The 24,999-nt window shown below is 66.0% G+C and carries 10 protein-coding genes; 7 read left to right on the plus strand and 3 right to left on the minus strand.

All coding sequences use genetic code 11. The annotated features are described in order from the left end of the window. Window positions 1-16,942 (minus strand): amino acid adenylation domain-containing protein (locus AC4JJG_RS20755; RefSeq protein WP_495405827.1); only part of this gene is annotated, 16,942 nt, incomplete at its 3' end. A 402-nt stretch (window positions 16,943-17,344) separates the two neighbouring features. Between AC4JJG_RS20755 and AC4JJG_RS20760 the strand changes: the two genes are divergently transcribed. From AC4JJG_RS20760 to AC4JJG_RS20785, 6 genes are all read left to right on the plus strand, one after another. Further along, window positions 17,345-18,610, plus strand: coding sequence for a phenylacetate--CoA ligase family protein (locus AC4JJG_RS20760; RefSeq protein WP_495402113.1), 1,266 nt, complete (start codon window positions 17,345-17,347; stop codon window positions 18,608-18,610). Between the two features lie 17 nt (window positions 18,611-18,627). Then, a complete protein-coding gene (locus AC4JJG_RS20765) occupies window positions 18,628-19,554 on the plus strand; it encodes an aminotransferase class IV (RefSeq protein WP_495402114.1) in 927 nt (308 codons plus the stop codon). A 26-nt stretch (window positions 19,555-19,580) separates the two neighbouring features. Further along, window positions 19,581-20,186 (plus strand): hypothetical protein, encoded by a 606-nt coding sequence (locus AC4JJG_RS20770; RefSeq protein ID WP_495402115.1) that lies wholly within the window; start codon window positions 19,581-19,583, stop codon window positions 20,184-20,186. Next, the gene (locus tag AC4JJG_RS20775; RefSeq protein ID WP_495402116.1) at window positions 20,183-20,527 is read left to right on the plus strand and encodes a Dabb family protein; all 345 of its coding nucleotides are present in this window, start codon (window positions 20,183-20,185) and stop codon (window positions 20,525-20,527) included. Before AC4JJG_RS20770 ends, AC4JJG_RS20775 begins: the two co-directional genes overlap by 4 nt. Then, window positions 20,524-21,519, plus strand: coding sequence for an ornithine cyclodeaminase family protein (locus tag AC4JJG_RS20780; RefSeq protein WP_495402117.1), 996 nt, complete (start codon window positions 20,524-20,526; stop codon window positions 21,517-21,519). Before AC4JJG_RS20775 ends, AC4JJG_RS20780 begins: the two co-directional genes overlap by 4 nt. Window positions 21,520-21,632: 113 nt before the next feature. Continuing rightward, window positions 21,633-22,151 (plus strand): hypothetical protein, encoded by a 519-nt coding sequence (locus AC4JJG_RS20785; RefSeq protein WP_495402118.1) that lies wholly within the window; start codon window positions 21,633-21,635, stop codon window positions 22,149-22,151. A gap of 32 nt (window positions 22,152-22,183) precedes the next feature. On the opposite strand, the gene AC4JJG_RS20790 is transcribed toward AC4JJG_RS20785, so the two are convergent. After that, window positions 22,184-22,480: a hypothetical protein gene (locus tag AC4JJG_RS20790; RefSeq protein WP_495405828.1), complete on the minus strand. Its 297-nt coding sequence runs from the start codon at window positions 22,478-22,480 to the stop codon at window positions 22,184-22,186. Between the two features lie 153 nt (window positions 22,481-22,633). Between AC4JJG_RS20790 and AC4JJG_RS20795 the strand changes: the two genes are divergently transcribed. Next, a complete protein-coding gene (locus AC4JJG_RS20795; protein WP_495405829.1) occupies window positions 22,634-24,043 on the plus strand; it encodes an alpha/beta hydrolase in 1,410 nt (469 codons plus the stop codon). Window positions 24,044-24,718: 675 nt separating this feature from the next. Here the strand turns inward: AC4JJG_RS20795 and AC4JJG_RS20800 are convergent. Beyond that, window positions 24,719-24,999: hypothetical protein (locus AC4JJG_RS20800; protein ID WP_495405830.1), on the minus strand; the 281-nt coding region annotated here is incomplete at its 5' end.

Below are 24,999 nucleotides of genomic sequence, written 5' to 3' on the forward strand. Positions count from 1 at the left end.
GAGAACCCGGTCCCCGCAAACGCTGGAACCAACTAACCGAGCCTCCAGCAAACCCGGGGCGATTCAAATTCACACAAAACCCCACCAACGACTCCACACCCACATCCACACGCCCCGCCACCACCGTCCCCAACGGCACATCCACCCCCGCACCCAACCGCGACAACACCACCGCCACCGCAGCCTGCACCACCATGAACACACTCACCCCCACACCACGAGCCAACCCCCGCACCCCGCCATGCAACCCCGCACCACAACAAACCGTCACCACCCCACCACCACACGACCCCACCACAGGACGCGAACGATCCACCGGCAACACAACCTCCGCAGGCAACCCCTCCAACGTCGACCGCCAAAACGACAACTGCCCCGCCAGCAGACTCCCCGGATCCCCACGCTCTCCCAACAACTCCCGCTGCCAGCACGCGTAGTCCCGGTACTGGATCGGCAGCGTCGGCCAGTCCGGTGATTCGCCGGCCAGCCGCGCCTCATACGCCGTCCGCAGATCGGCCACGAGCGGACCCACCGACCACCCGTCAGCCGCCACATGGTGCACGACGATGACCACCACGCATGTCTCGCGGCTCTGGTCGGTACGGATGATCCATACACGGAGCGGAATCTCCGCCGACACATCGAATCCCGCGGTGACGCAACGGTTCACGAAGTCCTCGAGGTCGCCGTCCTCGACGTCGGCCACCTGTATCGGGTGCGGCGCGCCCACACCGGCATCGAGGACCTCCTGCCACAGGGTGCCATCCGATTCCACGAGCACGGTCCGCAGCACCTCGTGCCGGGCCACCACATCACCAACCGCATCCGACAGGCAGGCGATGTCCAGGTTCTTCGCCGTCAACACCAGCGGCATGTTGTAGACGGCGGCCCGAGCCGCGTCCTCACCCGTGCCGACCATCGTCTGGTTGAGGAACCAGAGGCGCCGCTGACCGAAGGACGCCTCCACACGCTCACCTCGATCCACGGGCGTGATGGGCGGACGCGCCGGACCCCCTGCGCGTCCGGCCAATTCGGCGACGGTCGGCGCCTCGAAGACATCGCGCACACCGAGTTCGATTCCCAGCACCGAGCGAACCCGCGCGACAACCCTGGTCGCCGACAACGAATGCCCGCCGAGGTCGAAGAAGGAGTCGTCGGTACCGACCGTGTCCGCCCCCAGCACATCGGCGAACACCTGACACAGCAACTCTTCCCGCGGATTCTTCGGCGCGCGACCGCCGACCGAACCGAACACCGGCTCGGGCAGCTCGGCATGATCGATCTTGCCGTTCGACGTCAACGGCATGGCATCGACCACCATGAACGTCGCGGGCACCATGTACTCCGGGACATCTCCGGACAGTCTGTCCCGCAACGCCTTCGACACGTCGGCATCCGGACCGAACACCGACGGGTCGATGACCACGTACCCCACCAGTCTCAGGGTCCCGGCGGTGTCGGGCACCGCCGACACGACCGCAGACCGCACTCCCGGGTAGCCACGCAGAACCGACTCCAGTTCTCCGGGCTCGACCCGGAAGCCCCGGATCTTGACCTGGTCGTCGGCGCGGCCGACGAATTCCAGTGCACCGGAGGACGTCCACCGCATCATGTCACCGGATCGGTACATCCGTTCGCCGGAGCCGAAGGGGGACGCGACGAATCGATGTGCGGTCAGCCCGGGCCGGTTCAGGTAGCCACGGCCCACCTGCACACCGCCGACGTAGGCCTCCCCGGCCACCCCCGCCGGGACCGGCCGCAGACCGTCATCCAGCAGACACACCCACGAGCCCGCGATCGGCGAGCCTTCCGTCATTTCCCGGCCGGCCACCGCGGGCTCGGACAGTGTGACCGCAAGGGTGGTTTCGGTTTGCCCGTAGGCATTGACCATCCGTCGTCCGCCGGCCCAGCGGTCCACGGCGTCACGCGACGTCGCCTCTCCCGCCACGATCAGCGACATTCCCTCCGGCAGCGACGGCACCGTCTCCAGGAGGGCGGGCGAGATGAATGCCGTGGTGATCCCCCACCCGTGGAGGAAGGAACTCAGTTCCGTCCCGGCGAGAGCGGCTCCGTCGACGATCACCGTCGCGGCGCCGGTCAGCCAGGGGCACATGATCTCGAAGACGGAGGCATCGAAGGACGGGGAGGACATGCCGAGAATCCGGGAGTCCGGGCAGGTGTCCAGCGCCTCCCGCTGTGCGTCGAGAATGGTGTGGATGCCTCGATGGGAGAGGACAACCCCCTTGGGCCTGCCGGTCGACCCGGAGGTGTAGATGACGTAGGCGGGTTGATCGACGTGCAGCGCGGCATGCCGCATGTCATCGGTGATCGGCTCCGATGACCGTGCACGCCAGTCGGATTCCGGCCCGGGTGCCGGGTCGTCGATGACGACGACGGTGACATCCGGGTCAGCGAGCACCGCGTGGGGCAGTGCGTCGACGTGAGCACGCATCGTGATCACCACCCGCGGATGCGCGTCGGCGACGATCCACGACACCCGCTCGGCGGGATACTCCGGATCGATGGGCAGATGGGCGCCACCGGCTTTGGCGATGGCGACGATCGCGGTGACCAGAGATGCCGATCGGGGCAGGCAGACACCGGCCACGATCTCGGCGCCGACGCCGATCTCGATCAGCAACCGCGCCAGGCGGGTGGAGTCCTCGTCGATCTGACCGTAGGTCCGTTCCCGGTCGCCCGCGACGACCGCGACGCGGTCGCCTCCAAATCCGAGTCCGTGCGCGAACAGCTCGCCGACCAGCATGGGCGCCACCCGTGCGGGCGTGTCGATCCCGCTGCGTGCCAGCGTCGTTCGGTGCTCCTCGGCGCTCAGGAGGCCGATCCGGGACATTCGGATGCCCGGATCCTCGACGATGGCGGCGAGCACCATGGTCAGCCGTTCGAGCATGGTCGCCACCGTGTCCCGTTCGAACCGGTCGGCCGCGTACTCGACCGTGACGTCGATGCCGGTCGGACGACCCGAGTCGTCGAAGGACTCGGTGAAGAGGAAGGACAGATCGTTCTTGGCGGTTCCGGTGTCCGCCGTGCGCGGGGTGAACTCGGCGCCGGGCAGATCCAGTGCGTCCGTACCGATATCGGACTGCAGCACGACCAGCACCTGGAACAGCGGATTCCGCACACCGAACGACTCGTCCGACACGTGGTCGACGACCATGTCGAACGGCACGTCCTGATGGTCGAATGCGGCGAGGTCGATCTCCCGGACGCGCGACAGCAACTCTGTCGCGGTCGGGTCGCCGGTGAGGTCGGTGCGGAGCACCAACGTGTTGACGAAGAATCCGACGACCGGTTCCAGGGCCGCGTCCACCCGTCCCGTCACCGCGGTCCCCAGCGGCACGTCGGTGCCGGCTCCCAGCCGTGACAGCAGGATCGCGACGGCGGCCTGCACCACCATGAAGACGGTGACTCCCGCATCGCGCGCGAGGTCCCGCACTCCGGCGTGCAGGTGCGCGTCCCATCGGCCGGTCACCACCCCGCCCGCGAATGTGGCCCGCGCGGGCCGCGCATGATCGACGGGAAGCGTGATCTCCCGGGGCATGCCCGCCAGCGTCCGTCGCCAGAACGCCAGTTGGCGGCCCCGCAGTCCGTTCGCGTCGTCGTTATGCCCCAACAACTCTCGCTGCCATTCCGCGTAGTCGCGGTACGTCACGTTGACGGTCGGCCAGTCCGGGACCGCACCCGCGGTCCGCGCCGCGTACGCGGTACCCATGTCGGCACACAGCAGCCGCATCGACCATCCGTCGGCAGCGACGTGATGAAGCACGACGACCATCACATACTCGTCCGGCGATTCGTCGACCCGTGCGACGTGTGCACGGATCGGTAGATCGTCGGCCAGGTCGAAACCGGTCGTCACACAGCGCCGGACGAACTCGTCGAGCCCCGCCCGCTCGACACCGACGACCTCCACCGGTACGTCGGCGGCGGGCAGCACCTGCTGTACGACAGTGCCGTCGGCGTCCAGCAGGATCGTGCGCAGGACCTCATGGCGTCCGACCACGTCGCCGATGGCCCGCGCGAAGGCATCGGTGTCGAGGTGTCGCACATCGGCGACCAACGGCACGTTGTACACCGCGGCAGCACGATCAAGCCGGTTGACGAACCACAGCCGTTGCTGACCGAATGACGCCGGGACCGGGCCCGATCGTCCCAGCGGACGGACCGCCGGCCGCGCGGGTCCGCCGGTTCGCGTCACGAGCTCCGACGCGGTGGGCGCGTCGAAGATGTCACGCACGCTCAGCTCGACCCCGAGGACCGAGCGCAGCCGGGAGATCACACGTGTCGCCAGCAGCGAGTGACCGCCCAGGTCGAAGAACGAGTCGTCGATGCCCACCCGTCGCAGTCCGAGCACGTCGCCGAAGACCTGGCACACCAGGTCCTCGCGGACGTTTCGCGGGCCGCGGCCACCCACCGGTGCGGCGATCTCCGGCGCGGGCAGCCTCCCTCGATCCACCTTGCCGCTCGAGGTGAGCGGCAAGGCGTCCATACGCATCACCACCGACGGCACCATGTACTCCGGCAGACTCCCGGCCGCCCACGCCCGCAGCGCATCGGAGACGTCCGCGCCCACACCGAATACCGAATCATCAACGGTCACATAGGCGACCAGTCGGGAGGTGTCGCCGTCACCGACACCGCGCACCGCCACCGAGTGCACACCCTCATGCCGACGCAGTACCGATTCCACCTCACCCGGCTCCACCCGGAACCCCCGCACCTTCACCTGATCATCACCACGACCCACAAACTCCAACACCCCACCCGACCGCCACCGCACCACATCACCGGTCCGATACACCCGCTCCCCACCACCCCACGGCGACGCCACAAACCGCGACGCCGTCACACCCGCACACCCCCAATACCCCCGACCCACCTGCACACCACCCACATACAACTCACCCACCACCCCCACCGGCACCAACCCCAACCCCGCATCCAGAACACACACCCACGAACCGGATACCGGCCGGCCGATGTCCGGGCGTACCAACGCATTCGGGACGAGTGGCTCCGACAGCGTGACCCCTATGGTGCATTCCGTCGGCCCGTAGCTGTTGAGCACGCGATGGCCGGGAGCCCACCGATCGATCAGGTCCGTGGAGACCGCCTCTCCCGCCACGATGAGCGACAGGCCGCGCGGCAGCGACGGCACCGTCGCCAGCAGCGCGGGCGGGAGGAACGCGGTGGTGACGTGGTGTTCGTCGAGGAATGTGCTCAACTCGGCCCCGACCAACGGGTCACCGTCGACGACGATCGCAGCGGCCCCCGCGAGCCAGGGACAGACGAGTTCGAAGACGGAGGCGTCGAAGGAGGGGGACGACATGGCAAGGACGCGGGAGGTGATGGTGATGCCCAGAGCGGCCCGCTGGGCGTGCAATATGGCGCCGATTCCACGATGGGTGACGGCAACGCCCTTCGGCTGCCCGGTCGATCCCGAGGTGTAGATGATGTACGCGGTGTGGTCGGCACGGGTTTCGGTGACTCGCTCGGCCGCTCTGATCGGTTCGGCGGAACAACGTCGCCACTCGGATGACGGTGCCGGGCAAGGATCGTCGACGGCGACGACGACCGTCCCCGGTGCGTTGCCGCACTCCTCCGGCAGCGCACCGGTATTCGCCGTGCCGACCAGGAGGACCCGCGGGGCGGCGTCGGCGAGAATCGATACGATCCGTTCGACCGGATGGCCGGGGTCGACGGGCAGGTACACCCCGCCCGCCTTGGCGATCGCGACCAGGGCGAGGACCGTTGACTCCGATCGGGGCATACACACACCGACGACCACCTCGGGTCCGACGCCCGCCCCGATCAGTAAGCGCGCCAACCGGTTCGAGTCCTCGTCCAGGCTCCGATACGACACCGCTCGGTCACCGCACACCACCGCGAGACGATCGCCACCGAGGGCAACTCCGGCAGCGAACATCTCGGCCAGGCATTGCGGTCTGTCGCGACCGGGCTCGTCGACTCGTCCCCACGCGCGGAGCCGGTGCCGCTCACCGTCGTCCATGACGTCGGTCGCCGACAGCCGGAGGCTCGGGTCGGCGGTCACCTGCTCGAGCACCGATGTCAGTCGACGCATCAGAGCCGACGCCGTCGATGAGTCGAAACGATCCACGGCGTACTCGATGATGGCCTCGATGCCGTCGGGCATCCCGTTCTCGTCGCGGTGCTCGACGAAGACGAAGGACAGATCGAACTTGGCGGTGCCGCCCGGAGCCGTCCTCATGGTGGTCCGAGCACCCGGAAGATCCACGGACACATCGACTCCCGTGGCGTTCTGCATCACGATCATCACCTGGAACAGCGGATTCCGGGCGCCGGACCGGTGTGGTGCGAGGTGGTCGACGAGCACGTCGAACGGCACGTCCTGGTGATCGAACGCCGCGAGGTCCGTGTCACGGATCCGCACCAGCAACTCCGCGAAAGTCGGATCCCCGGAGAGGTCGTTGCGCAGCACCACCGTGTTCACGAAGAAGCCCACCAGCGACCGCACGGTCTCGTGTGAACGTCCCGCCACCACCGTGCCCAATGGGACATCCACTCCGGCGCCCAGTCGCGACAACATCACCGAGACGGCGGCCTGCAGAACCATGAACACCGTCGCACCCTGCGTGCGGGCCACCTCCATCACCGCCCGATGCACCCCGGCCGAGGTCACGCCCGATACGGACCCGGCAGCGGGTGATGCCACCGTCGGGCGTTCCCGGTCGAACGGCAGTCCGATCTCAGCGGGCACGTCCGACAACTCATCCCGCCAGAATCCCAGCTGGATGCCCGCCACGCTGCCCGGATCGTCCGCCTCCCCCAGCCATTCCCGTTGCCATACCGCGAAGTCCCGGTACTGCACCGGCAGCGTCTCCCAGCCCGGCTCCTCACCGGCCAACCGAGCCTCATAGGCCACAGCGAGGTCGTCGACGAACGGTCCGACGGACCAGCCGTCGGCCGCGGTGTGATGCACCACCATCACCACCAGACACGAGGTCGACGGTGCGACCTGCCGGGCGATCCGGACCCGGATCGGGATGTCGACCGAGACATCGAATCCCGCACCGGTGCAACGATCCACGAACACGTCGATCTCGTGGCCGTCGATCTCGACGACGCGGACCAGGGTCGACAGTGCGTCGTCGTCGATGTCGACCACCTCTTGCAGCACAACGCCATCGGCCTCGACGAGACGTGTCCGCAGCGCCTCGTGGCGGGATACGACGTCACGGACGGCGCCGGCGAAGCACTCCACCTCCACGCCGGATATGTCGAACACCAACGGCATGTTGTATGCCGCCGAACCACGATCGAGCCGATTGAGCAACCACAGTCGCTGCTGACCGAACGATGCCTGGACCGGTCCCGCATGGCCCGCAGGGGTGATGGGCAACGGGGAATCGGCCGGCCGGGCACGTCGGAGTAGTTCACCGACCGTCGGCGCGTCGAAGATGTCTCGGATCCCGATGTCCAGTCCGAGCAGAGTCCGCGCGCGCGAGGCCACCTGCGCCGCTGAGAGCGAGTGGCCGCCCAGATCGAAGAAGGAATCGTCCGGCCCGACGCGGTCGATCCCCAACACGTCGCCGAACACCTGACACAACAACTCTTCCCGCATCCCGCGCGGGGCCCCGCCCAGCGCCACGGCTGCGACGTCGGGTTCCGGCAACGCCGCGCGGTCGACCTTCCCGTGCGCTGTCAGCGGCATCGCGTCCATCACCACGAACAGCGACGGCACCATGAAGTCGGGAAGTCGTCCGGACAGCCAGTGGCGCAGTCTGTTCGAGACGTCGTCGTCCGGCGCGAGGATGTCGGCGTCCACCACGACATAGGCGATCAGCCGCGTCGTTCCGCTGTTGTCGGCGACGCCGGACACGATCACCGATGTCACGCCGGCGTGTTCGCGCAGTATCGATTCCACCTCACCCGGCTCCACCCGGAACCCCCGCACCTTCACCTGATCATCACCACGACCCACAAACTCCAACACCCCACCCGACCGCCACCGCACCACATCACCGGTCCGATACACCCGCTCCCCACCACCCCACGGCGACGCCACAAACCGCGACGCCGTCACACCCGCACACCCCCAATACCCCCGACCCACCTGCACACCACCCACATACAACTCACCCACCACCCCCACCGGCACCAACCCCAACCCCGCATCCAAGACACACACCCACGAACCGTCGACGGGCCGGCCCAGCGGCACTGTTCCGCGTGCCGGGTCCAGCGGGCCGGTCATGAGTGGTGCGACGGTGCACTCGGTCGGCCCGTAGGCGTTGATCATGCGGTGGCCGGATGCCCAGCGCGACAGCGTATGTGGGCTGCAGTGCTCGGCGCCCACGATGATCGTCACGTCGTCGGCCACCTGCTCCGGATCCATCGTGTCGAGGAAGCTCGGCACCGTGAAGGCGTGGGTGACCCCCGCCCGGGCGATCGCGCCGCTCCAGTCCTTGTCGGCGGATTCCGTCGCGGTCGGCAGCACCAGCGCGCCGCCGACGCCGATCGCCGCGAGGATCTCGAACAGGGCCGCGTCGAAACCGAGGCTCGACCAACTCAGTACGCGTGAGTCCGGTGTCAGCCCCCACCGCTCGACCTGACTATGCGTGAGCGCCGCCAGGCCCGAGTGTGTGACGACAACGCCTTTGGGACGACCAGTGGTCCCGGAGGTGTAGATGACGTAGGCGGCGTGATCGACGTCGGTCACGCGATCGTCCTCCCGGGCAGGGCCTCGACCGGAAACCTGCGATGCGGCGCGGTGGTCACGGTCCGGAGCCTGCTGCCCGTCCTCGTCGATGGTGATGATGGTGACGTCGTCGTCCGTGATCCGCTCGGGCAGGACGTGCCGGTCGGCGTCGGTCGTCACGATGACCTGTGGCGCGGCGTCCGATACCAGCCAGTCGATGCGTTCGGCGGGATAGCCGGGATCGATCGGCAGAAACGCGCCGCCGGCCCTGGTGACCGCCACCATCGCGATGATCAGGGCGGGTGAGCGGCTGATGCACACGCCCACAATGACTTCCGGGCCGACTTCGGCGCCGACGAGCATGTGGCACAGGCGTTCCGAGTCCGCGTCGAGCTCGCCGTAGGTGACGGTTCGATCGCCGGCGATGATCGCAGTGCGTTCGGGACCGAGTGCCACGGCACGGGAGACTATGCGCGACAGGTGACGTCGCTCCGGCGCCGGGCCTGACAGTTGCCCTCCCTGGCGGAGCAGTTGCGCACGCTCGGCAGCGTCGACAATCTCGATCGCCGACAGCCGAATGTCGGGGTCGGCCGTCACCTGATGGAGCACCGCGGACAGTCGGGCCAGGATCGCCGCAACCGTCGATCGGTCGAACAGGTCGGTCGCGTATTCGATCGACATCTCCATGCCGTCGGGGCGTCCGTCGCCGTCGAGTCGTTCGGCGAAGAGGAAGGACAGATCGAACTTCGCGGTGGTGGTATCCATCGGCCGCACCTCGACCTCCGTTCCCGGAAGATCAACGGCCACACCACGACCCGAGGAATCCTGCATCGCCACCAACACCTGAAACAACGGATTACGACCACCAACCCGCTCCACCCCCAACTCATCAACCACCACCTCAAACGGCACATCCTGATGATCAAACGCCGCCACATCCACCCCCCGCACCCGACCCAACAACTCCACAAAACCCGGATCCCCCGACACATCAGTCCGCAACACCACCGAATTCACACAAAACCCCACCAACGACTCCACACCCACATCCACACGCCCCGCCACCACCGTCCCCAACGGCACATCCACCCCCGCACCCAACCGCGACAACACCACCGCCACCGCAGCCTGCACCACCATGAACACACTCACCCCCACACCACGAGCCAACCCCCGCACCCCGCCATGCAACCCCGCACCACAACAAACCGTCACCACCCCACCACCACACGACCCCACCACAGGACGCGAACGATCCACCGGCAACACAACCTCCGCAGGCAACCCCTCCAACGTCGACCGCCAAAACGACAACTGCCCCGCCAGCAGACTCCCTGGATCACTCCTCTCCCCCAACAACTCCCGCTGCCAGCACGCGAAATCCCGATACTGCACCGTCAACGGCAACCACCCGGGCTGCTCACCGGCCAACCGCGCCTCATACGCCGTCCGCAGATCATCGACGAACGGCGCGATCGACCAACCATCCGCGGCGGAGTGATGCACCACGATCACCACCACACACGTCCCCTGGCTCTCGCCGGTCCGGATGATCGATGCCCGGAGCGGAAGGTCCACCGACACATCGAAACCCGCGCTCACACAGTCGTCGACGAACGCATCGACCTCGTCCTCGCCGAGATCCACGATGCGTACGACCGACGACACCGCGGCGTCGTCGGTGTCCAGCACACGTTGCCGCACAACGCCGTCGTCGTCGGTGAGCAGTGTCCGCAAGGCCTCGTGCCGTGCGGTCACGTCGCGCACGGCGACCGCGAAACAGTCGACGTCGAGGCCCGAAACATCAAGTACCAGAGGCATGTTGTATATTGACGATCCGACGTCCATGCGATTCAGCAGCCACAGTCGTTGCTGACCGAACGACGCCTCCACCGGTCCCGCATGCTCGACGGGTACCACGGGCGGGCGCGTCATCCCTGACGACGATGCAATCCGCTCCGCCAACTCCGACACCCGCGGGGCGTCGAACACATCCCGCAGCGCCAGCTCGGCACCCAGGACCGACCGGACGCGCGAGACCACTCGGGTGGCCAGCAGCGAGTGTCCCCCCAGATCGAAGAACGAATCGTCGACGCCGACCCGCTCGACGCCCAGTACCTCACCGAAGATGCCGCACAGCAGATCCTCCCGCACGCTTCGCGGTTCATGCGGGTCCGCGGGCTCGATGGCCGGTTCCGGCAATGCCTTTCGGTCGACCTTCCCGTGGGCGGTCAGCGGCAACGCATCGAGCACCATGAACACGGACGGCACCAGATGGTCGGGAACCCGTGCGGACACCCACTTCCGCAGCATTGCCGGCACATCGGCCCGTCGCGCACACACCGCGTCGTCGATCGTCACGTAGGCAACCAACCGGACCATTCCGTCGTGGTCGGCGATCCCCCGCACGACGGCCGAGTCGACGCCCGCGTGACCCTCGACAATCGACTCCACCTCACCGGGTTCCACCCGGAATCCCCGTACCTTCACCTGGTCGTCGCCGCGCCCCACGAAGACCAACTCCCCCGACCGGGTCCACCGCACCACGTCCCCGGTCCGATACATCCGCTGACCGGCACCCGTCGGAGAGGCGACGAAACGCTCGGCGGTCAGACCGGGGCGCCCCCGGTACCCACGTGCCAGTTGTGCACCACCGATGTAGAGTTCACCGGCCACTCCGGTCGGCACCGGCCGTAAACGGTTGTCCAGCACACAGACCCAGGTCCCGTCGACCGGCCGCCCGATCGGGACCGCGCCGCCGGTGTCCGGAGGATCCGGACGGTGGCGATATTCGGTGACGTCGATGGAACATTCGGTCGGCCCGTAGAGATTGTCGACCTCGGTGGAGGCGAGGTCTTTCCACGACGAGGCGACCTCCGTGCCGAGTTGTTCACCGCTGCAGATCGTGAGGCGCACCGTGTCGACCGGGGCATCGACTGTGCGCACGAACTCGGCCAGGGCCGACGGCACGAAATGCAGGACGGTCACCGCGTGCTGCCGGATCAGATCGGCGAGCATGACGGGATCACGTTGCGTCGCAGTGTCCGCGACGACGATCGTGGCTCCGATGGTCAGGGGCCACCACACCTCCCACAGGGAGACGTCGAACCCGATTGAGGTCTTCGCCAGGAACACATCGTCGGCGGAACGTAGGTATCTTCGCTGCAATCCGCTGATCCGGTTACCGATACCGCCGTGCGGTACGACGACCCCCTTGGGTCTGCCGGTGGATCCCGACGTGTAGATGACGTATGCGGCGTGCAAGGGATGCGCTGGGACAAGACCGTCAGCGAAGCCGCCGGGCTGTTCGGATTGACTGTGCCACAACGGCTCATCCATCGGTACGATCGTGGCCCCGGCGCCGTCGCGCATGCCGTCCGGCAGCGCCTGCACTCCGTTCCGCGTGGCGAGGACAACACGCGGAGCGGCATCCTCGACGATCCACTCGATGCGCTCGGGCGGATAGGCGGGATCGACCGGCACGTACACCCCACCGGCTTTCGCGATGGCCACGACCGCGGTGACCCACCACTCCGACCGCTCCATGCACACGCCCACCGGCACATCCGGTCCGACGCCCCACCCGATCAGCAACCGCGCCCACCGTGACGACTCCTCGTCCAACTGCCGGTACCGCATCGTGCGGTCGCCACACACAACCGCAGGGCGATCGTCACGCATGGCCGCGGCGACCTGCCCAGCGAACAACTCGATCACATTGTCCGGCTCGCCGACGATCGGCTGCCCCACCCGTCCCCAGCCCGACAGACGCCGCCGCTCGGCATCACTCAGCAAATCGATGGCCGACAGCAGGGTCGCCGGCGCACCGATCACCTGCCGCACCAGTGCGGTCAGTCGATCGGTCATCGCCCCCACGGTTTCCGCGTCGAAGATGTCCGTCGCGAACTCCGTGGTCACCTCGATGCCCTCGGGAGTTCCGTCGGTGCCGGAACGTTCGGCGACCAGGAACGTGAGATCGACTTTCGCCGTGTACGTCTGCGCGAGCCGCATGTCGACGTCGACGCCGGGCAGGTCGATGGCCGCGGCGCCGCCCACGGCCGAATGCTGTACGACCATCACCCGGAACAACGGATTGCGATCGGTAACCCGGTGCGGCGCCAGGTGTTCCACGACGAGATCGAACGGCACATCCTGGTGATCGAAGGCGGCGAGGTCGGTCTCCCGTATCCGCGCGAGAATGTCGACGAACGACGGGTCTCCCGACAGATCGGTGCGCACCACCACGGTGTTCACGAAGAACCCGATCATCGCCTCCAGCGACTCGTCCACCCGGCCGGCGACCGCTGTCCCCAGCGGGATGTCGGTGCCCGCCCCCGACCGGGACAACAGGGCCGCGACCGCGGCCTGCACGACCGCGAACACGCTTACACCGTGTGCCCGTGACAGTTCCCTGACGCCCCGGTGTATCTCGTAGTCCCAGATCAGCGAACAACTGTCCCCGCCGGATACCGGTACGGCAGCCCGGACCCGATCGACCGGAAGGTCGATCTCGGCGGGCAAGCCTGACAGCGTCTTTCGCCAGAACGCGAGCTGTTGCCCGGCAACCCCGGACTCATCCGATGGATCGCCCAGCATCTCCCGCTGCCAGTGCGCATAGTCGCGGTACCGCACGGGCAGCGCTTCCCGGTCCCACCCGCCGCGCCCGGCCACCCGCGCCGCGTAGGCATCGCGCAGGTCGCGCACGAACGGGCCCAGCGACCATCCGTCGGCCGCGATGTGGTGGACCACGATCACCACCACACAGTGCCCCGATCCGTCCGCAATCCACACGCGGACCGGGAGATCGACCGTGACATCGAAACCTGTTGTCACGCAGTCCCGGACGAAATCATCGACGACATCATCGTCCACCTCGACGACGCGCACCAGACCGGCGATCGCCTCGCCGATGTCCACCACGTGTTGCCGCACAACACCGTCGACGTCCGGGAAGATCGTCCGTAGCGCGTCATGCCTGGCTGCGACATCCTCGATGGCGCCCGAGAAGGCGGGCACATCGAGACCCGTGGCATGAAACACCACGGGCATGTTGTACGCCGCCGACGCGGTATCCAACTGATTCAGCAGCCATAGTCGACGCTGACCGAAGGACGCCTCGACCTCGGCGGGATGATCGACGGCGACCACCGGTGGTCGGGGCGTGCCACCGGACCGCAGAGCAAGGTCCGAAACGCGCGGCGCCGCGAACAGGTCCCGAACCGTGAGTTCGACACCGAGCAGCGTCCGCACACGGGACACCACGCGGGTCGCCGACAACGAGTCGCCACCCAGTTCGAAGAACGCGTCGTCGATACCGACCCGATCCAGACCGAGCACGTCGGCGAACACCTGGCACAGGAGCTGTTCCCGCATATCCCGCGGCTCCCGGCCGCCGACGGCCACCGACGGGTCGGGGGCCGGCAGGGCACGGCGATCCAGCTTCCCGTTCGGTGTACGCGGAAAATGTTCGACCACAACGACAATCGACGGAACCATGAAGTCCGGCAGTCGATGTGCCGCCCACTCGCGCACGGTCGAGGTCAGATCGCCGGACGGCTCGGATCGCTGCCCGACGCGCACCACATACCCCACCAGACGAGTGCCGTGGCCACTGTCGACGCCGGACACCACCGCATCGTGGATATCCGGGTGAGCACGCATCACCGATTCGACTTCGCCGGGTTCCACCCGGAATCCGCGCACCTTGATCTGATCGTCGGCCCGCCCCTCGAACTCCAGCACGCCGTCATCCGACCACCGCGCCCGGTCACCGGTTCGGTACAGGCGTTCGCCGTCACCGAACGGGCTCGCGACGAAACGGGACGCGGTCAGACCGCGACGTCCTCGGTAACCTCGCGCCACCTGCACGCCACCGACATAGAGTTCTCCGGCGACGCCCGCCACCACCGGTCGCAGCGCACCGTCGAGCACGTACACCGACGACCCGATCACCGGGCGCCCCAACGGGACCGATCCGGACGCCGGCATCGCGTGGGCCCCACCGTATGTCCACAGCGTGTTGATGTAGGTCTCACTCGGTCCGTAGGCGTTGACGACCCGGCCCGCATCACATCGCAGCAGGACGTCGTCCGCCAGGCCACCGTGCAGCGCCTCACCCGCCAGCACCACGGTGCCGGCGGCAACACCGTCGCCATTGTCCATACGGGCACGCATCGCACTGGGCACCGTGCTGTAGAGCGAGGCCCGCTGCCCCGTCCGGTCCCCCGTCGCGTCTCGCATCGGGTCGACGAGTTCGACTGTGCCACCGACCGTCAGGGCCGGAAGGGTCTCGAAGTCGAACATGTCGAAGCAGGGCGACGTCGTGCACACCGACCGCGCGAAGGTGGCCGCCCCGAGTTCGGCGATGGCGGCGCGAATTCCGCCCACCATCGCCCGGTGTGTCTTGATCACGCCCTTGGGTCTGCCGGTGGAACCGGAGGTATAGACCAGGCAGGCTGCGTGATCGGTGTGTATCGGCGACAATCTGTCGGTGTCGAGGAGCGGCCGCCCGGGCTGCTCCTCCCACTGCGTATCCGGGTCGTCGAGCACGACGATCGACGGGCCGGAAACATCCGCGGGCAGTGCGTGGACGTCGGCCGCGGTGGTCACCGTCACGGCCGGTGCCGCATCGGTCACCATCCATCGGATACGGTCCTGCGGATACCGCGGATCGATGGGCACATAGGCGCCACCGGTTTTCGTGATCGCCAGCATCGCGACGATCAGCCACTCCGACCGTCCGATACAGACCCCGGCCGTCACCTCCGGACCGATGCCGCGTTCGATCAGGTGGCGCGCCAGACGATTCGACGCGTCATCCAGGTGCTGATGGGACAGAGTCCGGTCCCCGCAGCGCACCGCGGTCCGCGCACCGCCGAGACCGCTTCCACGCAGAAGCAGGTCGGCGACGCATCGCAGATCCGTCTCCGATGACGGCGTCCTCCCCCACGCCAGTGCCCGCGCGATCCTCGCCGACGGCCGCTCCCCCACCGGATCGGCAAGTGCGGCAACGACATGGGCCTCGAAGGCGTCGGCCATCGCGAACAACGACGTCCGATCGTAGGTCTGCTCGTTGCCTTCGAGTTCCAGCCGCAGTTCGCGGGACGACCGGTCATAGACCAGACCGAACGTGGCGTCGCGGACATACCCCGAGCTGACGGTGCTCACCGTGCCGACGTGGTCGCCCAGCCGGAGCCGGGGCACGAAACCCATGATGTTGACGATGACCGCGAAGAGCGGATCGTCGCGGCCCCCGGCGACCTGATCCCGGTGAATGTCCTCCGACCGCAGCGATCCGTGCGTCACCGCATCGCGTATGTTCCGGCGGGCGGCGCGGGCCGTGGCCACCAGCGAATGGCCGGGCCCGGCATGTATCCGGACCGGAACGATGTTCGACACCATCGACGGACAGTGTGCGAGCGCAGGATCGCGCCGCCCCGCAATCGGTAGTCCGACAACGATTTCCGACTCACCGCAGCGTTCCGCCAGGAATCCGGCGACCAGGGCGAAGATGACGGACGATGCGTTGAGGTCCGCTTCGCCGATCACCGAATGGATCGACTCGCCGATTCCGCGCCCCCATGTCCTGCGCACCATCACGGCACGCGCGGCGACGTCCGTGGTGCCACCGAGCGTGGTCGCTGACGGACGCTCCTCGAGGTACCGGAGCCAGTAGTCGCGATCCTCGGTGAACGCCTTCGACTCCCGGTATGCACGGTCGACCGCGGCCGCTGTCTCCACGGTGTCGAAACGATGGCGTCTCGGTTGTCTGCCCTCGTGAAGGTCGTTGTAGACCTCCGACATTCGTGCGGCCAGCAGGGCGCCGCCGGTGGCATCCATGGTGATGTGCGGACAGTACTGAAACCACCGATAACGGGACTCGCTCAACTTCAGCAACGCGTAGCCACTCGGATATGCGCTGACCTGGAGGGGCATTCGCAGACGATCGGCCATCCACCGCTCGGCCGCTTCCTCGGGATCAGGTTCGGCGGAGACGTCGACGGTCTCCATCCGTACGCCGGTCTCGGGCGGCGTGATCTGCACCGGTTCTCCGTCACGGACGACGATCCGCGTTCGCGCCTGATCCGCCTCCTGCGTCAGCAACTCCAGCGCCGTACCGAGATGCCGCACCGATAGCGGGGAGTCGAACTCGGCGAACTGTCCGATGTTGAAGGCGACGTCCGGCCGCATCTGCTGCAGGTACCAGATTCCGAGCTGAGCGGGCGTCAAAGGAAGTGGGGGCACTTTATCCATTCCTGATCCGGGAGAATGAACAAGAATCGGTCGTCATACCGTGCGGACGCTATCACCGAAAAACAGGGCTGCCAGGCGGGCACCTTCACCGGACAATCTCAGCAGCAGGTTCCATCCTTTCGCCACACCTTCGGTTGACCACCCGGAGCACGCTCTGGACAGGCTGTTCGATCCACGTTACCGTCGACCCGAAGATCGGTACATATTCATCACCAGGCCGATAATGGCATGATGTCGATACATTTCTGATGGAGTGGGCACATGTACTCAGCTTTTCTGTCCGAGATGGGACCGATCGCCGCCGCGACCATTCGCGAGCACTCAGATTTCGAATCCGGACGTCTTTCGCGGCGGGATATTCGCACGATTCAAAACAATCGATTATGCGACATCGTGAGTTATGTCTCATCGAATTCCGTATTCTATGCCCGGCACCTGCAGCACCTGTCCGGCACATTCGACCCCGCGCAGTTGCGGAGCCTCCCGTTCACAACGAAGAGCGACTTGCGCCGGGCGGGCAACGACATGCTGTGCGGCCCGATCGAGGACGCCTGGGTGTATTACGAGACGACAGGAACGACCGGACCGTCCACGCCCTGCCCCCGTAACGAGATCGACTCGCTCGTCAACAACACGGTGCTCACCCTGCGGTACGGGGACATATTGGCGCAGTACGGAGATCGGCACGTCGTCGCCGTCATGGGGCCGACGGAACTCCACTCCACCGGCGACACATTCGAGGACGTGCTGCGCGCACTCCGGCACACGGTGGTCAAGCTGTGGCCTCGCTCCCCGGTCGTCGGCACTGCGCGGGCACTGCATCTGATCCGCGATCTGGGGATCACGGTCATCGTCTGCACGCCGGCGGTCGCGATCACGCTGGCCCGGGAGGCATCGCGCCGTGGAGTCGAGCCCCGGTCTCTCGGTCTCACGGTGCTCTTGCTGATCGGAGAATTGATGACGCCCGCTCTGTTACGGATCATTTCCGAGACCTGGGACGCAGCTGTTTACAATTGCATGTACGCCTCCCAGGAATCATCCATCGTGGGTGCCGCACGAGCGGACGGACGCATCTACTCAACACCGCTGAACAATTGGTGTGAACTCGTCGAGCCGGAGTCCTCCGACGTCATCGATGTTCCCGACGACGGTCGTCATGTATCCGGCGAATTGGTCGTCACGACGCTGTACCGTGGCCAGAAACCATTGATTCGATACCGGACCGGGGACATGGTGACGGTATCGGCATGCGAAGACGGCAGCTGGGATCTGTGCCCGATCGGCCGTACACGCGATCAGATCGTGGTCGGCGGTCAGCAGTTCACCGGATACGAGCTCGAGAATGCGATTCTGGAGGAACTGTCCGGGTGCCTCGACTATCAGATCGGCATCGACCGCGTCGGCTGCACCGATCGCCTCGATGTGGTGGTGGAGCTTCTCGCCCACACCGACACGCTCGATGTGGACCGGGCCGCGCAGAACATCGGTGCACGGCTGGGCATCCCGATTTCCGTTCGTCGTGGCGAGACCGACCACTGCTCCGCCGCCGGGGCGATGGTCAGTTGGAAGGCGGCCCGGTTGCACGACCGGCGAGACACCGAACCGGATGTGGAGCGCACTGCCGCGATGGCACTGACGTCGTCGTGGGCGGCCTCGTGATCGTGGAGTGTCCTCCGGTGCTCCACGCGTGGACGTCGGGCTCGATCGTGCCCGTCGAGGACGTCCTGGTGCCGGCGACGACACAGGGATTGCATTACGGCACCGCGGTTTTCGAAGGTATCCGGGCGTATGCGGATCCGACGAGCAGACGCCTGCACGTCTTTCGTCTCGGCGATCACCTGGAACGTCTGCAACGATCGGCCGATCTGCTGTGTATCGATCTGGGTCTGTCGCTCGACGAGATGGCAGGCGTCATCTGTGAACTGTTGCGGGCGAACGGCAGTGCGCATGACACCTACATTCGGCCGATCGGCTTCAAGTCGAGATTCGTACCGGGTACCCGGCCGGGTGTCCGGCTGGCCGGGGTGGACAGCGACCTGGCGATCATCACCAGCGCCCTCGGTCATTACGGCACCGAGGCGGGTCTTCGGTGCGTGATCAGCCAGTGGCGTCGCATCGACGGTGATGCGCTCCCCGCGGGTGCGAAAATCGCCGGTAGGTACGTGAACAACGCACTCGCGATGGACGAGGCCGAGTCCGTCGGCGCCGACGACGCGTTGCTGCTCAACGCGGAGGGGAACCTGACCGAGGCGACCACGGCCAACGTCGTCCTGGTCAGCGGTGGCCGGCTGATCACCCCTCCCGAATCGGCCGGAATTCTCGCCGGCATCACCCGACGCACCGTCCTCGACGCGTTGGCACCGGCCGTCGGTATCCCCTGTGCGGTCCGAGATCTCGGTCCACAGGACCTGTTCGACGCGGACGAGTGCTTCCTGACCGGAACCGGTATCGGCATCACACCCGTCACCGTTGTCGATGGACGACCTATCGGCGATGGCACTCCCGGCACGACCACACGCATGGTGCGGGACATGTACTTCCGGGCCGTCCGTGGGCTTCTGCCCGCGTACCGGGCGTGGCTGACCACAGTGGAATTCGGATGACTGACATCGGAGGTCGGATGAGCGTCGTGAGCCATAAGGTCGAGCATGTGCTGGACATCGGGTTGGTCATGCGCCGGCCGGTGTCCATCGCGACCCTCGGCCCGCATTCCACGAGCAGCGCGGCCATCGCCCAGTCCTTCTGCTCCTGGGCCACACGCACTCTCGATTGCGCCATGTTGCCGGTCATGCTCTGCGATTCCTACGAGCATGCCGCGGACCTCGTCCGTGCCCAGGAGGCGACGCATGTCCTGGTCGCGAATGCCTACGCCTACATCAATCGGATCTACATGGATCCGGCCTTCGGGATCGCCGCGGCCTTTCCGGTGCTGACGCCGGACTACGGTCTCGTCGCCGCCCGGGGTGCCGACCTGACCGCCGCCGTCCGCGTCGCGAGTCACCGTGCGCCGATCCCGCTGATCGACGAGTTACGGCCGGACGGAATGCGGGTCTGTTCCGTCGTCGAACGCCCGTCGACCAGTGCGGCCGCCGCGATGGTGGCGTCGGGGGCCGTCGAGGTCGCACTCACCACCGTCGATGCCGCCCAGTACTACGGTCTCGAATTCGTCTCGGCCACCCGCCCCATCGAGATGCTGTGGACACTGTTCGCCCATGCGGGACAGCACACCCGATGATCCGCCATATCGCTCTGTTCAAATTGCGTCCCGGTATCTCGTGGGAGGACCCGAGAACCCGGGTCGCCGAACGGTACGCGCACGGCGTCGGCGCGAACGTGCCCCACCTGTCCAGTTGGTATGCGGGACGCAATATTTCGACCCGAGCGGTGGCCTACGACTTCGCGATCATCGGCACCGTCGCCGATGACTCCGATCTGGACGGATACCTGAATCACCCGTATCACCGTCGGGCAGTGGATTGTTGGCGATCGATCAGCGATTGGGTCGTCGCGGACGTCGTCGAGGAGGAGGCACACATCATGCATCGCCACCCCACCGTCGGCGACGGCACGTCATGACCGAAACCCTTCCACCCCCACCGGCCTATATCGACCACGACACCGTCTTCCGGCGGTTGTCGATGCGCACGGCCATCGGCCTGATGGACCAGGCCATGCGCAAGTTCAGCGGCGGTCATGTCGATCAGCCCTTGCGAACCATCATCCGTCCCGGCAGCACACCCGCACTGCTGGGCACCATGCCGTGCTATGTGGGCGGCGACGGCCTGACCGGATTCGGGGTGAAGACCATGATGCTCAAGCCCGACAACCCATCTCGGAATCTGCCCCTGCACATCGGAACCATCACCGTCTTCAGCGAGGACACCGGCGCACCGCTCGCCATCATCGACGCCTCCGCGGTCACGGCCATCCGGACCGCGGCCGTCTCGGCGGTCGCCACCCGCGCTTTGGCCCGCGACGATGCCGGCGACCTCGCGATACTGGGCGCGGGCGTCCAGGCCCGAAGCCATCTGCGGGCGATGGCCGAGATCCGCGACCTCCGGCGGGTGCGCATCTGGAACAGAACCACCGAACGCGCAGGGGCGTATCGGGATTGGGCCGCGTCGTGGCTACCGATACCCGTGGAGGTGATGCCGGATCCGGCATCCGCGCTCGACGGTGCCGATCTCGTCTGTTCGACGATGGCGACCCGCGAACCGATTGTCGAGGCCGAATTCCTCACCGAGGGAGCGCATATCAATCTCGTCGGCGGCTCCTTCGCCGACGCGCGCGAGTTCTCGTCCGCGGCGATCGCACGCACGCGGATCTTCTTCGACAGCAGGACTTCGGTACTGGCCGAATCCGGTGACATCCGAAACGCCCTGCAGGACGGCCTCATCAGCGAGGACGCCCTGCTCGCCGAAATCGGAACGGTGCTGCTCGGCGGCCATGCGGGTCGCACCGGGCGGACTCAGATCACGCTGTACAAGTCACTGGGACTCGCCGTTCAGGACATCGTCTGCGGGCTCCACCTGGCCGCGTCTCGACCATCGATTTCCAGGCATCCGTAACGCCGGACGCCTGCGCGAAGATAGTCCGACTGTTGCACCGCCGACGGATCGGTGGTGCCGAACACTCGCCGGGTGGGGGAACTACGCGACACCAGGGTTGGACAGGAGCAGCTATGAAGATCTCGTTGAAGTCGAATCGCGGACAGTCGCCGAAGACCTCCGGCCGCACGTGGGCGGCGCGGGCCGGTGCCGTTGCCGCCGGTGTGGGCGCCGCCGCGCTGGCCCTGGCACCTGCCGCGCAGGCCGCTCCCATCACCGTCTTCCAGATTCCCGCGAGTGGGCTCGTGGTCAGCGGCCTCGTTGTTCCCGGTCCGTACTTCGCCAACGTCACCGCGACGCCGACCGGCAAGCCCGGCGTGGTGACCTTCGCGGCGCCCGCCCGTCCCGAAACCTGCGCCACCACCGCGGGCCGGACGTACGTCACCATCAACTACACCAACCTCACCACCGGCAAGCGTGGCTCCGTCACGGTCAAGCCGTGCGACATGATGCTCACCCCGGTATCGCTTCGCGCCGAGGCGAACACCGGCCGCGGACAGATCCTCGTCAGTAGCCACATCACCGGGTCGTACTACGACCGGAACGCCGGCCAGCCGTCCCTGCCGGGCGTCGGAACATTCACCGCACCCTGACACAACAAGTCCCGCAAGGAATGTCGCGGCGGTCATCGACCACGAGCGGTGATTCGTTCACGCTTCTCATCCACGCTGATGTCGACGTATGGCTGGCCGTGGCGTATCAAATGACGAACGTTCGCATACGGTACCTCCGCAGGCTCAATGCCATCCTCGAAACGGCTCAGACCCGAGACCGTCGCCCCGATCCGGGCGACCTGGACCACCACACCCGGAACACCGCCAAGGTTGGTCGGCGGCTCGGCATCCACGAACAGACCATGCGCAAACACCTCAACGACGGCCGGCGTCTCAACCGCCGCGCGGGTGCGAACCGAACGAGACAACGCTCGGACCCTCGAGCTGCACATGGAGGGATTCTCCATCCGAGAAGTACCAGCCAAGACGGGGTGGAGTAGGGAGACGCCGGCCAGGATCTGACGTATGCCCGTGAACACGTGCTAAATGAAGTTGACGGAGCAGTCCGCGCCACCTTTGAAGTGACCAACACGGGAGAGGTGAGCCACCCTGACTCCGATCGCAAGTCGGAAGCTGCAACGATCCAGGCAAAGATCCATAGTGGACTGACCACCATTGACGTACTCGACGAAACCTACGGAGCTCGCCTTGACGAGCTGAAGTCCGACCTCGCTGCCATGATCAATGGACAACCTGAAGTCACTGGACCTGACGGCAAGATGATGGATGCCGACGACGCCATCGAGAAGATGCGATTCCTCTGGCCCGAGCAGCTTCGTGACTACCTATCACATCTGAGCCCGGCGGACCTCCGGCACCTGATCCAGGCCAACCCCGACTTCATGGGCAACACCAATGGAGTGCCCTTCGATGCGCGCGCAGTTGCAAACGAAATCAACATCCGCAACGCCATCATCGAAGAGATCCAAAAAGGCAACGATGTCCCCGACAGTAATCGGAACCAGCGCATCACAAAACTGCGGGAGCTGCTAACCCAGCAGAAGGACCCGGCAGAACCCGAACACCGTGACCCGAACAGTACCGACATTGCCATCGACCAAATGGTCGAACGAAAGTTCATCTCCTTCAAGAACACCTCCAATGGCCGTTTCATTGAGATGATCGGTGAGTTCAATCCGGGCGTTCAAAACGCCACCGTCTATGTCCCTGGTACAGGGTCGAACCTCAACGTCAGCGGCGCCAACACCACGCCTGCTTGGAACCTCGCGCATCAAACTAACGGACCGGTCTTCGTTTACATGGATGGAGACCTGCCACAAAATATGGGGTATGAAGGATTACCTGATGCCGCAAAGAACGCGGCCATTGGCGCCGGGACGGGGGGCGTCGGCGGCGCTCTTGGCAGCGGCGTCCCGGGTGTCGCGGACTCGCTCGATGAATCAGCTGCGGACCCACACTTCGCACGCGACATGGCACCGCGCTTGGTTGAATTCGGCAAACAGCTCGATGCCGAGATAGCCGAGATAGCCCCACTTGCGAAGACAACCTTCATCGGACACTCCTACGGCGGATCCGTCGTAGGGAGCGCCGAACAGCTCGGTCTCAACGCTGACCGCGTAATCTACGCCTCATCGGCTGGTACCGGTGTCTTCGACGGCGGATGGCAGAACGCGAACCCACACGTCGAGCGCTACTCATTGACCGCACCTGGCGATATCATCCACTACATCCAAGCCGCGCCCGGCAGCCCCCACGGCAACGACCCAGACAACGTCCCCGGGGTCGAACGCCTCGACACCGGGTACTACAGCGGCGACAACAAGGACTACCCCAAAGGCCCCGTCGAAGGAGCCAGCGCCCATGGCGGCTACTGGAATGACCCCCGTTCCGGGGCCTTCCAGAACATGGTGAAAGTAATCACTGGCCAGGAACCAATCCCGTACGTCAAGCGCAGGTCCGACTACTACTGAAAGTGTCGAAACAACTCTTGAGTCACGCGCCTAGTCAACCTCTCTCAACGTGACTAGCGTGAAGATCATGGCAACCGTCCGGAACTCTCTTGCACTCCTCGCTGTGGGATTCGTTCTGGCTGCCTGCAGCCCAAACGATGAGCACAACCCTACCGTCCACCACATCGCACGCGACGAGGCATGGCTCACCATCAACACCAACCTACAGACCGTGGTGCCCGGTTGGAACGCCCATGAACCGTTCCCCGACGACCCCTTGTCACCCCCCGGCGCCATGAGCGGATGCGCAATCGGGAAAAACAGCCTCGCCGCCGGTCCACCATGGAGCCTCCGCACCGGCGCCACCCTGCAAACCCCAACACCCCAGCAGAAACAAGCCGTCCAACACGGGTTCGACCGACTGCAAAGAAGCGGCTATCGGCCTAGCGCCACTACACCCGGCGACACCGCCACAGACCGACGAGTAGAAAATGACCGAGGATACTTCGTCAGACTCCGTATCGATCCCGACGGACCCTACGACATACTGTCCGTCTCACCATGCATACGATTTGCAGGCGACAACGAGTACCAGAACTAGGTAACGAGGTCGCCATCCCTCACCCGCTATATGACGCGGCACCTCACTGTGCGTCGACGCAGCAATAATCTCAGCGAATAAGTCACTTCGACCAATCATTCGGAATGCGCAGTGACTCTTACAGTTTGACCATCGAGGTAGATATCAACGTACGGTGGACCATCGCCGATGATCTCCCTCACATTCCCAGGATCGTCCGGCGGGGGTTCTACCCCCATCACGAACCGATACAAAAACTCCGTCGTCGACCCGTCGAAGAAGTCCCAGAAAACCTGGTCGGCGGTGGCAAACACGACGCGATAGCGCGAAGGGGACTGGTGCACGGTTAGGTGACATCTGATCTGGCTTGCCCCGGGAGGGCGGCCTGGAAGGATGA

Source organism: Gordonia sp. B8661-1 (assembly GCF_059427765.1).

Coding starts and splice junctions, on each gene's coding strand:
- AC4JJG_RS20775 (WP_495402116.1), top strand. CDS start 20,183: ATGATCCGCCATATCGCTCTGTTCAAATTGCGTCCCGGTATCTCGTGG.
- AC4JJG_RS20780 (WP_495402117.1), top strand. CDS start 20,524: ATGACCGAAACCCTTCCACCCCCACCGGCCTATATCGACCACGACACC.
- AC4JJG_RS20785 (WP_495402118.1), top strand. CDS start 21,633: ATGAAGATCTCGTTGAAGTCGAATCGCGGACAGTCGCCGAAGACCTCC.